Source organism: Microbacterium fluminis, from assembly GCF_051549805.1.
Taxonomy (GTDB): domain Bacteria; phylum Actinomycetota; class Actinomycetes; order Actinomycetales; family Microbacteriaceae; genus Microbacterium.
Map to the genome: position 1 here is coordinate 137,519 of NZ_CP196042.1, position 13,830 is coordinate 151,348.

Consider the following 13,830-nt stretch of genomic DNA (forward strand, 5'->3'; position numbering starts at 1 on the left):
CGGATGCCGCGGCTTCGGCGCCTCAGTCAACCGGTTCGAGCACGAACACCTGGATCCGGCGCTCGGTCTTCGTCTGGTAGTCGTCGTAGGCGGGCCACACGGCGGTGGCGCGCAGCCACCACTCCGCGCGCTCGTCGCCGAACAGCTCGCGGGCGCGGTAGTCGCGGGTGACGGCGCCGTCCTGGAGCTCGACGAGCGGGCCCTTCACGATGTTCCAGTACCACTGCGGCGCCTTCTCGGCCCCGCCCTTGGAGGCGACCACGGCGTAGCGGCCGTCGTGCTCGACACGCATGAGCGCCGTCTTGCGCAGGCCGCCGGTCTTCGCGCCGACCGTGGTCAGCACGATGATCGGAACGCCGCGCAGCTCGTTCGCCTCGGCGCCGTTCGACTGCTCGAACACCTCGGCCTGGGTGCGCGCCCACTCCGACGTGCTGGGCAGGTACTCTCCGGAAAGCGGCATGAGGCCCACCCTAGCCGCGCCCGACCCGACCGGCTCCGCGGGCAGCCGACGACGCTCCCGCGCGCGATCATCCCGGGTAGACCGGTCCCGCCGCAGGGATCGCGGCTTCATCGCGCACCGTCGCCGCCTGCCTGCCGGGCGGTCGTAGTGGCGCGGTCGATCCCTGCGGCGGTGGGTACCCCCGGAGGAAGCCCGACACGGCAGGGGTGACAGCGCCCCCAGCGGTCACGATCACCCCCACCGTGACGGCCGTGTCGTGCACCCCGCCGGGACGCGCGCCGAACGGGGCGAGCTGTCCTCCTCGCCCTCCGCGTGCATCCCCGGTGACGGGGGGTCTCCGAACCACGGGTTTCCCTTCCACCCCGGTCGTTCCTGCGAGATCCCCATCCCCCCGCGCGTCGCACCCCCGGCGCAACGCGCGTCCGAGGGAACCATAGACCTCGCTCGGAAGCGTCCACAAGAGCAGAGCCGGTCCGTTCGCCGGAGATACCTCGCGGAGCGGATCGGGGCTAACGACAGAGGGCGGATGCTGCGGCCTGTGGCCGCGGCATCCGTCCTCGTGTGTGCGCGTCAGAGCGCGGCGATGATCTCCCGCATCAGGTCGGCGGTCTCGGACGGGGTCTTCCCGACCTTGACTCCGGCGGCCTCGAGGGCCTCCTTCTTCGCCTGCGCGGTGCCCGCCGAGCCCGAGACGATGGCGCCGGCGTGGCCCATCGTCTTGCCCTCCGGCGCCGTGAAGCCGGCGACGTAGCCGGCGACCGGCTTGGTGACGTTGGCCTTGATGAAGTCGGCCGCGCGCTCCTCGGCGTCGCCGCCGATCTCGCCGATCATGACGATCGCCTTGGTCTCGGGGTCGGCCTCGAACGCGGCGAGCGCGTCGATGTGCGTCGTGCCGATGACCGGGTCGCCGCCGATGCCGATGGCGGTGGAGAAGCCCAGGTCGCGCAGCTCGAACATCATCTGGTAGGTCAGGGTGCCCGACTTCGACACGAGACCGATCGGTCCCTTGCCGGTGATGTTGGCGGGCGTGATGCCCACGAGCGCCTCACCAGGCGTGATGATGCCGGGGCAGTTCGGGCCGATGATGCGGGTGGTCTCGCCCTTGGACTTCGCGTAGGCCCACGCCTCGGCGGTGTCGCCGACGGGCACGCCCTCGGTGATCACGACGAGCAGCGGGATCTCGGCGTCGACGGCCTCGATCATCGCGTCCTTCGTGAAGGCCGGCGGCACGAACGCGATCGACACGTCGGCGCCGGTCTCGCGGATGGCTTCTTCGACCGATGCGAAGACGGGCAGCTCGACGGGGTTGCCGTCCTTGTCGGTGTGCGAGACGGTCGTGCCGGCCTTGCGGGCATTGACGCCGCCGACGACCTGGGTGCCGGCCTTGAGCATCAGGGCGGTGTGCTTGGTGCCTTCACCGCCGGTGATGCCCTGGACGATGACCTTGGAGTCCTTGTTGAGGAAGATCGACATTTCTGGGTTCCTTTTCCGGGTCAGGCGTTCGCGAGCTCGGCGGCCTTGTCGGCGCCCTCGTCCATACCGGCCGCGAGGGTGACGAGCGGGTGGCCTGCGGCGGCGAGGATCGCGCGGCCCTCCTCGACCTGGTTGCCGTCGAGGCGGACGACGAGCGGCTTGGTCGCGGCATCCCCGAGGATCTCGAGGGCCTTGACGATGCCTTCCGCGACGGCGACGCACGACGTGATGCCGCCGAAGACGTTGACGAACACGCTCTTGACCTGCGTGTCGCCGAGGATGACGTCCAGGCCCGCGGCCATGACGGTCGCCGAGGCGCCGCCGCCGATGTCGAGGAAGTTGGCGGGCTTCACGCCGCCGTGCTTCTCGCCCGCGTAGGCGACGACGTCGAGGGTCGACATGACCAGGCCCGCGCCGTTGCCGATGATGCCGACCTGGCCGTCGAGCTTGACGTAGTTGAGGTCGTTGGCCTTGGCCTTCGCCTCGAGCGGGTCGGCGGCGTCCTTGTCCTCGAGCGCCTCGTGGTCGGGGTGCCGGAACGCGGCGTTCTCGTCGAGCGAGACCTTGCCGTCGAGGGCGATGATGTCGCCCTCCTCGGTCAGCACGAGCGGGTTGACCTCGACGAGCGTGGCGTCCTCACCCTTGTAGACCTGGAAGAGCTTGACGAACACGTCGGCGACCTTCGGCGCCAGCTCGTCGTCGAAGCGCGCGGCCTTCGCGATCTCGAGCGCCTTGGCCTGGTCGATGCCGGCCAGCGGGTCGACCTCGACACGGGCGAGGGCTTCGGGACGCTCGACGGCGAGCTCCTCGATCTCCATACCGCCCTCGACGCTGGCGAGCGACAGGTAGGAGCGGTTGGCGCGGTCGAGCAGCACCGAGAAGTAGTACTCCTTGTCGATGCGCGCGCCCTGGGCGACCATGACGCGCTTGACGACGTGCCCCTTGATGTCGAGGCCGAAGATGGCCTTCGACAGCTCATAGGCCTCGTCCGGGGTCTTGGCGACCTTCACGCCGCCGGCCTTGCCGCGGCCGCCGGCCTTGACCTGCGCCTTGACGACGACGACTCCGCCGATCTTCTCGGCCGCGGCCCGCACCTCCTCCGGCGTGTCCGCGACGATGCCGGCGAGCACCGGCACCTCGTACTTCTCGAAAAGATCACGGGCCTGGTACTCGTACAGATCCACAGTGCAGTCCTTCGGTGGCGAACGGTGGGAGAGCGCGGGAAGCGCAGAAGTCTCTCGATATCGAGATATCGGGATCGATCAATCAGCCTACTACCCGTGCGCGGCCGGTCTCGAACACGAGCCCCTCCACGGGGTGACGACTCAGATCCACCCGCGCTCTCGCGCGAGGATGGTCGCCTGCTGTCGCGTCGCGACATGGAGCTTGCCCAGCACCGACGAGACATGATTGCGGACCGTGCCGGAGGACAGGTGCAGGGATGCCGCGATCTGCGCGATCGTCTCCCCTCGCGCACCGGCGCGCAGCACGTCGAGCTCGCGGTCGGTGAGCGGACTGCGCTCGTCGGTGAGCGCGTCGGCGGCGATCTCGGGGTCGACGTAGCGGCGCCCCGCCGCCACCTCGCGGATGACCGCCGCCACGTCGTCGGCGCGACGCGACTTCGGCAGGAACCCGTCGACCCCGGCGGTCAGCGCGCGCCGCAGCACTCCGGGTCGGGCGTGCCGGGTGACCACGACGCAGCGCGTCGGGATCTGGCGGCGGATGCGAGCGGCCGCCTCGACGCCGTCGAGCCCCGGCATCTCCAGGTCGAGCAGGCAGACGTCGGGGCGCAGGCGGAGGGCCTCGGCGACCGCCTCCTCCCCGTCGCGGCACTCGGCCACCACCTCGAGGTCGTCCTCGAGTCGCAGCAGCGAGGCGAGGGCGGAGCGGATCATGTCCTCGTCGTCGGCGATCAGCACCCGGATCATGCCCGCTCCCCCGCGCCCCGCGCCTCCGGGACGGTGACCACGACCTCGAACGCGTCGTCGCGTGCGGCGTGGTGCAGCTCTCCGCCGACCGCGGCGACGCGGTCGGCGATGCCGTCGAGCCCCGCACCGCCGTCGCCTCCGCCGACCCCGGGCCCGACGTCGTTCGCGACGCTCAGCCACCACCGCCCGTCGCCGCGGACGAGCCCGAGCCGTGCCCACCGTCCCCCGCCGTGCTTGAGCACGTTGGTGGTGCACTCCCGCACGACAGGTCCGAGCACGTCGGCGGGCGCGGCATCCGCTCCCTCCGACAGCTCGAGATCGACCCGGAGACCGGCCGCGCGCAGGAGGTCGGCGGCGTTGGCGAGCTCGTCGGGCAGCGGCACGCCGCGGAAGCGCCCGGCGAGCTCGCGCGTGCCGCGGCGCGCCTCGTCGACCGAGGTGCGCGCCAACCGCACCTGCTCGGCGGCAGCCGCAGGGTCGCGCGGCAGCATCCGCTCGGCGAGCTCCAGCTGCAGCGCGATCACCTGCAGGTGGTGGCCCTGCAGGTCGTGCAGATCGCCGGCCAGACGCAGCCGCTCCTGCACGGCAGCGAGCCGGCTCTCCACGGCACGGGCGCGGTCGAGCTCGACCACGACGTCCCACCACCACAGCGACGCGACGGCCGCGGAGGGCAGGACCGCCGCGAAGGCGAGGTGAACGAAGACGGACGCCGTGGCCATGTCCGGCCGACCGGCCTCGACGATCCACAGCACGACGAGCACGAGCGTGACGACGATCGTGACGCGCAGACGAACCCCCGGCATCCAGGTCAGCAGGCAGAGCCCGACCGATGCGGCCGCCGCTCCGAGCAGCACGCTCCCGCTCACGACGCCGAGCACCACCGCGCCCGACCCGATCGCCACGAGGGCCCCCACGGTGGGCGCGGACAGATGACGCCGGGGCTCCACCACGACCGCGAGCGCGCGGCGCCGGTACGACAGCAGCAGTCCGACCACGCCGACGAACCACACCACCGCTCCGGCGCCGTACACGATCAGCGCGCCCGTTCCCGGATCGGCGGCCCCCGCGATCAGCGCGACGAGCCACAGTGCCACCGTCATCAGGGCGAACATCATCACCGAGCCCGCCGTGTACCACCACGTCGCGGTGACACCGCGGGCCAGCCACGCGGCGGCCCGCGACGGGGTCAGGACGACGGAGGGATCGCTCACACCGGCCACAGTACGACCATGACGATTGTCACGGTCCGGGCGGCCGAACCTCCCGGGAGCACGTGACGGCCCGACACTGCCGCCCGACGGCGCGGCTCGCTGGGATGGAGACATGTCCAATCCACTCAGTGATCTCGTCCTCGGCTTCCAGGACCTCGTCTCCCAGGTTCCGGAGTTCGTCCAGCCCCTCATCGTCGCCGCAGCCGGCGCGATCCCCTTCATCGAGGGCGAGGGCGCCGCATCCATCGGCATCGTCGGCGGCATCCACCCCGCCGTCGCCGCGATCGCCGGCATCGTCGGCAACTTCCTGTGCGTGCTCGTCGTCGTGCTGATCGGCTCCCGCGTGCGCACCGCGGTGCTCTCCCGCGGTGGCGGGTCAGCCGAGGAGGTCTCCCCGCGCCGGAGGAAGGTGCTGGCCGCATACCACCGGTACGGCACGCCCGGCGTGAGCCTGCTGGGCCCCCTGCTCGTACCGACGCAGATCACCTCGGCCGCGCTCGTGGCGACCGGTGTTCCGCCGGCGAAGGTGCTGTTCTGGCAGGCGCTCGCGATCGTGCTGTGGACGACCGCCCTGACGCTCGTCATCACCGGCGTCATCACCGCCGTCCGCTGAGCGGGCCGGCCCGATGGCGATCCGGGCTCAGAGTCGGGGGAGGTCCCGCACCGCGGGGCCTTCCAGCCGCGTGCCGTCGGGCGCGAACCGCGAGGCGTGCAGGGGACAGTCCCACGTGCACTCGGCGTCGTTCCACGCCAGCACTCCGCCGAGGTGCGGGCAGACCGCGCCGACCGCCCGCGTGACGCCGTCGACGGTGGAGATCCCGACCGGCCGAACGCCGCGGGTGGCGATGACGCCCTCCCCCTCGGCCGGTCGGGCGATCGGCGTGCGGCGGGTGGAGGCATCCGTCCATCCCGACGCGGCGGCCACGGCCACCCCGGCGTTCTCCTTCGCCCCGCGCCCGAGGTCGGCGGGCACCGTGAGGCGCGTGCCGATCGCGACCATCCAGTCGGGCCGGTCCCGCCACGGCGTGCCGAGGATCTCGGCGCTGAGCCGCAGCGCCGCCCACGGTCCGTTGGTGAGCCCCCACTTGCCGTAGCCGGTCGCGAAGCGGATGCGGCCGAGCCCGCGCGGCAGCGCCCCGACGAACGGGATCAGGTCGTGCGACTCGTAGTCCTGCGCCGACCAGCGGTGCGTCTCGCGGGCGCCCGGGAACCGCGTACGCGTCCACGACACGAGGTCGTCCACGAGGGCCCGCTCGGAGTCCGCCCGGCCGACGGGGTGGCCGTTGCCTCCCACGATCAGGCCCGGGCCGGGGCCGTCCGCCGCGGTGACCGAGCGGATCGAGCGGGTCGGGCCGTCGACCGAGAGGTACATGCCGTCGGCCACGGGCTCGTCGAGGTCGAACGACACCGCATACGAGCGCAGCCCGCGGGTCTTGACGAAGTACAGCCCGCGATCGGCGATCGGCGCTCCGGTGGCCAGCACCACCTGATCGGCCGACATCGGACCGGCCGGAGTGTGCACGCCCGCCCGCGGCAGTGCATGGGTGCGGGTGACGCGCACCCCCGTGTGCAGCGTGCCGCCGGCCGCGACGAACTCGCGCGCGAGCGCGGAGGCCAGCCGCACCGGATCGATCGCCGACTGGTCAGCCAGCGCGATCGCCGAGGCCACGGGGAACGGCATCCCGATCGCGTCGGGATCCGCCCGCCGCACGTCCAGGCCCGCCTCCCGCGCCGCCTCGAACTCCCGGTCGACGACGGATGCCGCCCCCGCCGTCTGCGCGTAGCTGTACGCGGTGCGCCGCGACGATGGCACCCCCGCCTCGTCGGCGAAGGCGAGCATCCACTCCATGCCCGCCCGGTTCGCGTCGACGTACGCCCGCACGAGCGCCGCGGGGTGGTGCCGGCGGAGGGTGGACAGCACCGAGCCCTGCAGCAGCGACGCCTTGCCGGTGTTGCCGCCGGTGGCCAGGTGGGCGATGTCGCCGGCCTCGAGCACGGCCACGTCGCGCCCCGACCGGGCGAGCATCAGCGCCGTCGACAGTCCGGTGATGCCGGCGCCGACCACGATCACGTCGTGCTGCGCACCGGGCTCGAACGCCGTGCCGGCGACGGCCGGGGCGGCGGATCTCCACAGCGACGTCATCGACCCAGCCAAGCCGCGGCATCCGCTCCCCGCCAGGGGTTGACAGCGACGCAGCCCGACGGGGCGCTCGGGCGGCCCGTTAGGCTACGGCCCATGACCGAGTCCGCACCGTCGAGCGCCTCCCGCACCGCGGTGGTCGCGGCCGCGATCGACCTGTTCGCCGAGCAGGGGTTCGACCAGACCTCGGTGGAGCAGATCGCCCGCGCCGCCGGGGTCTCGCGGTCGACGTTCTTCCGCCAGTTCGGCGGCAAGGACGACGTCGTCTTCGCCGACCACGAGCTGCTGCTGGAGCAGCTGCGCACCTACCTCGAGGCGCGGCACGAGAACCCGTGGGCGGCGGTGTGCGATGCCTCGGTGCAGGTGTACCGGCACTTCGCCGCCGATCCCGAGCTCGCCCGCCGCCGGTACACCGTGGTGCGGCAGATCCCCGCGCTGCGCGACCGCGAGATCGTGACGGTCTTCCGCTACGAGCGCCTGTTCGACGAGTACCTCCGCGGCGCACTGCCGGGCCTGGATCCGCTGGACGCGGTCGGGTTCTCGGCCCTCGTGACCGCGGTGCACAACCACGTGCTGCGCCAGCTGCTGCGCGGGCCGCGGCGCGTGCCGGTGACCGTGCTGCGCCATGCGCTCGACGACGCGATGCGCCGCTTCGGGGTGCATCCCGACGGCGCCGGCGACGAGCCCGACGACATCGCCGTGGCCGTGTTCCCGAGGCGGATGCCTGCGGCCGAGGTCGCCCGCCGACTGCGGGCGACGCTCGCCTGAGCGAGCGGTCCACCGCATCGTCGGTGGCACTGCGTTCTCCCTGACGTGAGACTGAGTGTCGCGGTAGGCTGACCCGATCAGCCCTCGTTCGACAGGAGCAGCCATGTCGTTCACGCCCGTCCCCGGCCAGCAGACCGAGCGGTACGAGATCGCCGCGCCGCTCGACACCGACTACTACGCGGTGTTCGCCGACCTCACCCCCGTCGAACGCGACGCGTGGGACCGGGCCCGCGCCTTCACCAGCGAGATCGTCCCGGAGATCGCGCAGTGGTGGGACCGCGGCGAGTACAACCTCGACTTCGCCCGGCGCATGGGCGAGCTCGACCTGTTCGCCGACGGGATCGCCCACGACGGTCTGACACCCCTGTCGCCGCTGGCCGCCGGCCTGATCAACATGGAGATCTCGCGCGGCGACGGCTCGATGGGCACGATCCTCGCGGTGCAGGGCGGACTCGCGCTGCGCACGCTCGCGCTGTTCGGCAGCGAGGCCCAGAAGGCGCAGCACCTCGTTCCGATCGCGCGGGGCGAGGTGCTCGCCGCGTTCGCGCTCACCGAGCCCGATCACGGCTCGGACTCCGTGTCGCTCGAGACCCGGGCGACCCGCATGCCGGACGGGGGATGGGTGCTCGACGGGGCGAAGAAGTGGATCGGCAACGGCTCCTCCGGCGGCGTCACCTTCGTGTGGGCGCGGGTCGAGAGCCCCGGGGACGACGACCACGGCACCGTGCGGTGCTTCCTCGTGCCGCAGGAGACGCCGGGCTATGTCGGCGAGCCGATCCTCGGCAAGGCCTCGCTGCGCGCGATCCACCAGGCGCATATCACCCTCGCCGACGTGCGCCTGCCCGCCGACGCGGTGCTGCCCGGCACGCGGTCGTTCAAGGACGCCTCCACCGTGCTCTACGCGACCCGATCGGGTGTGGCGTGGTCGGCGCTCGGCCACGCCACCGCCTGCTACGAGGCGGCGCTGCAATATGCCCAGCAGCGTATGCAGTTCGGCAAGCCGCTCGCCAAGTTCCAGATGGTCCAGGAGCGCCTCACGCAGATGCTCGACGAGCTCACCGCCATGCAGCTGTACTGCCGGCGGATGGCCGATCTGGAGGCGGCCGGCGAGCTGCGTCCGACGCAGGCGTCGCTGGCGAAATACCACAACACCCGTGCCGCGCGGCGGGTGGCGGCATCCGCGCGCGACCTCCTCGGCGGAAACGGGATCCTGCTGGAGTACGGGGTGATGGCGCACATGGCCGACATCGAGGCCATCCACACGTACGAGGGCACCGAGAGCGTGCAGGCGCTGCTGATCGGCCGCGACATCACCGGCATGGGCGCCTTCGCCTGAGCGCAGCCCTCCCGTAGCCTCGAACGCATGGGACTCTTCCGCGCCGGCGCTCCGAGACGGGTCACGCTCGAGGCATCCGCCGTCGACCTGAAGGCCACGCGGGCGCCGTGGAGCCAGTGGGCCGACGGGTTCGGGCGGCTCGCGACCCGCGCGATCCAGGTCATCGTGGTCGTCGCCGTCGCCGCCGGCGTGATCTGGGCGATCCAATCGCTCACCCTCGTGACGATCCCGGTCGTGCTCGCGCTGATCCTCGCGTGCGCGTTCGCGCCGGTGATGAGCTGGATGCGGCGCCACGGCGTGCCCTCGGTGCTGGCGACCGTGATCACACTGCTCGGGATCGTCGTGATCCTCGGTCTCGTCGGCTGGCTGATCGTGGTGGCGGTGCGCGACCAGTGGGGTGAGCTCTCGTCGCAGGCGACGGACGGATTCCAGAACGTGATGGCGTGGGTGAACACGCTGCCGTTCGCCCCCGACCAGGGTCAGATCGACCAGTGGATCCAGCAGCTGAGCGGCTTCCTCACCTCGTCGCAGTTCGGCACCGGTGCGATCGCCGGCGTCGGCGCGGTCGCCAACTTCCTCACCGGACTCGTGCTGATGGTGACGGTGCTGTTCTTCTTCCTCAAGGACGGGCCGCAGATGTGGGAGTTCGTGCTGCGTCCGTTCCGCGGCGAGTCCTACGTGCGCGCACGCCGCATCGGCGACAAGACCGTGTCGGTGTTCGGCTCGTATCTGCGCGGCACGGCGGGGGTCGCGTTCGTGGACGCGGTCGGCATCCTGATCGGTCTGCTGATCCTGCAGGTGCCGCTGGCGATCCCGCTGGCGGTGCTGGTGTTCCTGCTCGCGTTCATCCCCATCGTGGGCGCCACGGTCGCCGGCATCCTCGCCGCGCTCGTCGCGCTCGTGGCCAACGACTGGGTGAACGCCCTGTTCGTCGTCGGCGTCGTCGTACTCGTCAACCAGCTCGAGGGCAACTTCCTCCAGCCCTTCCTGATGGGCCGTTCGATGAAGCTGCACGCCTTCGTGATCCTGGTCGCCCTGACCGCGGGCACCGTCGTGGGCGGCATCGTCGGCGCGGTGCTCGCCGTGCCCATCACCGCCGCCGTGTGGGGTGCGATCTCGGTGTGGGACGGCCCCGACCTGCCCGCGCGGTGGGCGCGCCCGAAGCATCCGCTCGAGGGATAGACGCTGACGGATGTCGGGCGCCCGGGCCAGGATGGGACCATGCCGTACGAGATCCCCGCGCCGATGCTGGCCAAGTCCGTGCCCGAGATCCCCGATCCCGCGAAGACCCCGGGCGGGCTCAGCTTCGAGCCGAAGTGGGACGGGTTCCGCGGTCTGGTGTCGTGGGATGGCGAGAGCGTCGAGATCGGCAGCCGCGGCGCGAAGCCGCTGACCCGCTATTTCCCCGAGCTCGTCGAGGCCTTCGCGCGACTGCTCCCCGAACCGTGCCTGATCGACGGGGAGGTGGCCGTTCCCGCGGGCGACCCGGGGGCGCAGCGGCTCGACTGGGACTCGCTCACCCAGCGCATCCACCCCGCGGCGTCCCGCGTCGCGATGCTCTCGGAGAAGACGCCCGCGATGTTCATCGCCTTCGACCTGCTGGCGCGCGGCGATCGCGACCTGCAGGACGAGCCGTTCGAGGTGCGGCGCGCCGAGCTGGTCGACCTGCTCGGGGGCCTGCCGCATCCGATCCACGTGACACGCACCACGACCGACCCCGACCTCGCGCGCCGCTGGCTCACCGAGTTCGAGGGGGCGGGCCTCGACGGCGTCGTGGCCAAGCCGCTCGCGCAGCCCTACGCCCCGAACAAGCGCACCATGTTCAAGATCAAGCACGCCCGCACGGCCGACGTGGTGGCCTGGGCGTACCGCCTGCACAAGTCGGGCGAGGGCGTCGGATCGCTCCTGGTGGGCCTCTACGGCGACGACGGCACGCTGCTGCCGGTCGGGGCCGTCTCGGCGTTCAGCAACGCCCGCCGCCTCGAGCTCATCGACGAGTTCGCCCCGCTGGTCGAGCGCGACGACGACGGCGAAGCCGTGACGGGTGCCGGCGAGAAGTCGCGGTTCACCGGCGCCGACAAGGACATGTCGTTCGTGAAGCTGCGCCCCGAGCGCGTACTCGAGGTGCGCTACGACCAGCTGGAGAAGTGGCGCTTCCGTCACACGGTGCAGTTCGAGCGGTGGCGTCCCGACCGGGATCCGCTCTCGTGCACGTACGACCAGCTGGAGTCGGTCGCCGCCTACGACGTGGGCGACGTGCTGCAGTAGCGCCCGTCACTCGTCCTTCGGCCAGTTGTCGGGGTTGATGCGGCTGGGCTGCACCCGCGGCGGCTCGCCCGGCATCTTCGGGAACTCCGGGGGGAAGTTCAGCTCGCCGAGCCCCTCGGCGAGGTCGCGTTCCCACCACTCGAGCAGCATGTCGATGCGCCCGGGCTTCGCGGCGAAGTCCGCCCACGGGTCGCCCGTGGCCGCCAGCCGCTCGGGCACCGACCGCACCGTGAAGGCGGCGGGATCGGCATCCGCCAGCTCGTCCCACGTCAGGGGCGTCGACACGGTCGCTCCGGGCAGGGCCCGCGGACTGTAGGCCCCGGCCATCGTGCGGTCGCGGTTGGCCTGGTTGAAGTCCACGAAGACCCGCTCCCCGCGCTCCTCCTTCCACCAGGCGGTGGTGACGGCCTCGGGCACGCGGCGTTCGAGCTCGCGCGCGGCGGCGATCACCGCGTGCCGCACGTCGAGGAACTCGTGGGTCGGCTCGATCGGGCAGAACACGTGCAGTCCGCGGTTGCCGCTGGTCTTCACCCACGCCTCCAGTCCCGCCTCGGCGAGCACGTCGCGCAGCGCCGGCGCCACCGCCACGGCGTCATGGAAGCCGGTGCCCGGCTGCGGGTCGAGGTCGATGCGCAGCTCGACCGGGTTGTCGGTGTCGCCGGCGAGCGAGGCCCACGGGTGGAACACCACGGTGTTCATCTGGGCGGCCCACACCACCGCGGCGGGCTCGGTCAGGACGAGCTGCGGATGCCGTCGCCCGCTGTTGTAGGTGACCGTCACCGCTTCGACGAAGTGCGGCGCCCCCTTGGGCGGGTTCTTCGAGAAGAAGCTGTCCCCGTCGACGCCGTCGGGGAATCGCTCCAGCGACACCGGGCGGTCGCCGTTCGCGGCGAGGAACGGGCCCGACACCGCGACGAGATACTCCGCGAGCTCCTGCTTGGTGATGCCGAGCGCGGGCCAGAGGACGCGATTCGGGCTCGACACCGCCACGTCGCGGTCGCCGTCCGGTCCGGGGACGGTCAGGGTGATGCGCTCCGAGGCCATGGGTCCGACCCTACGGGGGACGACGCATCCGCGTCATCCTCCTCCGTCTGCGCGGTGGGGGGTCAGGCGAGCGCGAGGATCGACGCGAGGTCGGAGCGGGAGAGCTGGATCCAGGGCCCTGCCGGGTCGAGCAGCACGCCGCTGAGCTCCTCGTCGCTCGCGACGGCAGCGGCGAGCTGGGAGACCGTGAGCGTGACGGGCTGATCCTTGCGCCCCATCGCGAACACCTCGAGCGGGTGACTGAACACCTCGAGGAATCGGTCGCCTTCGGGGCTGCGCGCCTCGGCGATGCCGACCTGGCCGTCGGGGGTCTTGTTGGCCGCGATCCACAGCGGCGCCTCCGGCAGCGCGGCGACGATCTCTGCGGCCGTCGCGTCGGTGCGGGGCGCGGAGAGCAGCGACTTCACGGTGAGCTCGGGACTCGTGTCCGCGAGCGCCTTCTCGAGCAGATCCCGCGGCAGGACGAGCCGCGCGGGAGCGGACGAGTGATCGAGCACGATGCCCGCATACGGCCCGGCGAGCACGTGCTGCAGCACGGCGGTCACCGGCTGCGCCATCGCCGAGGTCTCGGTGTCGCCGTCGTCGCGGACGCTCGCCTGGAGCGCCTCCCCGCCGCTGTACACGAGCACGTAGCGCAGGTCGCCCTGCGAGGCGACGAGCAGCGGCAGGTCCTCGCCGCGCGACAGCAGCGTGCGCGCGTCGCCCCTCACCCGCAGGAACACATGGCCCTGCAGCAGCTGCCGGGCGACGCCGAGGATCTCGTCGGGTGCGGGATCGTCGGGCAGCGACGCCAGGGCGGCGCGCAGCAGTCCGTTGTCACGCAGCCCGGACACGCCTTCCCGCGCCTCCGGCGCCTCGGCGGGCGGGCGCACGCGCGGCGCCGAGACGGCCGACGGGATGCCGGTGCCACCGGCGCTCCCATCGGGAGCGGCCACCGGAGTCGCTTCGCCGGCGGCCGCCCCGACGCCACGGAACGTCGAGACCGAGATGCCGACGCCGACGGCGGGCGCCGCCACCGCCTCGACATCCGACGAGCCCGCCGTGGCGGACGCATCCGCCTCCCCGTCCGGTGGGGTCGACGCATCCGCCTCTTCGTCGATCGGCGCGGCCGCCGCATCCGCGGACTCGGCGGGGGCGCTGCGCTTGCTGCGGGAGAAGATGCCCATCATCCGACCCTAACCGCGGCGGGTGAACGGCGCGGG

13 protein-coding genes are annotated in these 13,830 nt (G+C 72.2%); 5 read left to right on the forward strand and 8 right to left on the reverse strand.

Annotated features, from left to right (window positions below; translation table 11 throughout):
• Positions 1–22 precede the first annotated feature (22 nt).
• From ACSJDX_RS00610 to ACSJDX_RS00630, 5 genes are all read right to left on the reverse strand, one after another.
• Complete coding sequence (locus ACSJDX_RS00610; protein ID WP_438353673.1) at positions 23–460, reverse strand: nitroreductase family deazaflavin-dependent oxidoreductase; 438 nt, start codon at positions 458–460, stop codon at positions 23–25.
• Positions 461–1,030: 570 nt separating this feature from the next.
• Positions 1,031–1,933, reverse strand: coding sequence for a succinate--CoA ligase subunit alpha (gene sucD, locus ACSJDX_RS00615; RefSeq protein ID WP_438353674.1), 903 nt, complete (start codon positions 1,931–1,933; stop codon positions 1,031–1,033).
• Between the two features lie 20 nt (positions 1,934–1,953).
• Positions 1,954–3,117, reverse strand: a complete 1,164-nt coding sequence (gene sucC / locus ACSJDX_RS00620) for an ADP-forming succinate--CoA ligase subunit beta (RefSeq protein WP_438353675.1) — start codon at positions 3,115–3,117, stop codon at positions 1,954–1,956.
• Positions 3,118–3,258: 141 nt separating this feature from the next.
• Positions 3,259–3,861, reverse strand: coding sequence for a response regulator (locus tag ACSJDX_RS00625; RefSeq protein ID WP_438353676.1), 603 nt, complete (start codon positions 3,859–3,861; stop codon positions 3,259–3,261).
• A complete protein-coding gene (locus ACSJDX_RS00630; protein ID WP_438353677.1) occupies positions 3,858–5,072 on the reverse strand; it encodes a sensor histidine kinase in 1,215 nt (404 codons plus the stop codon). Before ACSJDX_RS00630 ends, ACSJDX_RS00625 begins: the two co-directional genes overlap by 4 nt.
• A gap of 112 nt (positions 5,073–5,184) precedes the next feature.
• Between ACSJDX_RS00630 and ACSJDX_RS00635 the strand changes: the two genes are divergently transcribed.
• A complete protein-coding gene (locus ACSJDX_RS00635) occupies positions 5,185–5,685 on the forward strand; it encodes a small multidrug efflux protein (protein WP_438353678.1) in 501 nt (166 codons plus the stop codon).
• 27 nt (positions 5,686–5,712) lie between these two features.
• Here the strand turns inward: ACSJDX_RS00635 and ACSJDX_RS00640 are convergent, their stop codons facing one another.
• Entirely contained in the window at positions 5,713–7,215 is a 1,503-nt protein-coding gene (locus ACSJDX_RS00640; protein WP_438353679.1) for an FAD-dependent oxidoreductase, read from the reverse strand.
• 93 nt (positions 7,216–7,308) lie between these two features.
• Here ACSJDX_RS00640 and ACSJDX_RS00645 point away from each other — a divergent pair, with 93 nt between their 5' ends.
• From ACSJDX_RS00645 to ACSJDX_RS00660, 4 genes are all read left to right on the forward strand, one after another.
• Positions 7,309–7,980 (forward strand): TetR family transcriptional regulator, encoded by a 672-nt coding sequence (locus tag ACSJDX_RS00645; RefSeq protein WP_438353680.1) that lies wholly within the window; start codon positions 7,309–7,311, stop codon positions 7,978–7,980.
• A gap of 103 nt (positions 7,981–8,083) precedes the next feature.
• The gene (locus ACSJDX_RS00650) at positions 8,084–9,316 is read left to right on the forward strand and encodes an acyl-CoA dehydrogenase family protein (RefSeq protein ID WP_438353681.1); all 1,233 of its coding nucleotides are present in this window, start codon (positions 8,084–8,086) and stop codon (positions 9,314–9,316) included.
• A 27-nt stretch (positions 9,317–9,343) separates the two neighbouring features.
• Entirely contained in the window at positions 9,344–10,498 is a 1,155-nt protein-coding gene (locus ACSJDX_RS00655) for an AI-2E family transporter (RefSeq protein WP_438353682.1), read from the forward strand.
• A 39-nt stretch (positions 10,499–10,537) separates the two neighbouring features.
• A complete protein-coding gene (locus tag ACSJDX_RS00660) occupies positions 10,538–11,584 on the forward strand; it encodes an ATP-dependent DNA ligase (RefSeq protein ID WP_438353683.1) in 1,047 nt (348 codons plus the stop codon).
• Positions 11,585–11,590: 6 nt separating this feature from the next.
• On the opposite strand, the gene ligD is transcribed toward ACSJDX_RS00660, so the two are convergent.
• Together ligD and ACSJDX_RS00670 are read right to left on the reverse strand one after the other, a co-directional pair.
• Positions 11,591–12,628, reverse strand: a complete 1,038-nt coding sequence (gene ligD / locus ACSJDX_RS00665; protein WP_438353684.1) for a non-homologous end-joining DNA ligase — start codon at positions 12,626–12,628, stop codon at positions 11,591–11,593.
• A gap of 62 nt (positions 12,629–12,690) precedes the next feature.
• Positions 12,691–13,794 (reverse strand): SseB family protein, encoded by a 1,104-nt coding sequence (locus tag ACSJDX_RS00670; RefSeq protein ID WP_438353685.1) that lies wholly within the window; start codon positions 13,792–13,794, stop codon positions 12,691–12,693.
• Positions 13,795–13,830: the final 36 nt, after the last annotated feature.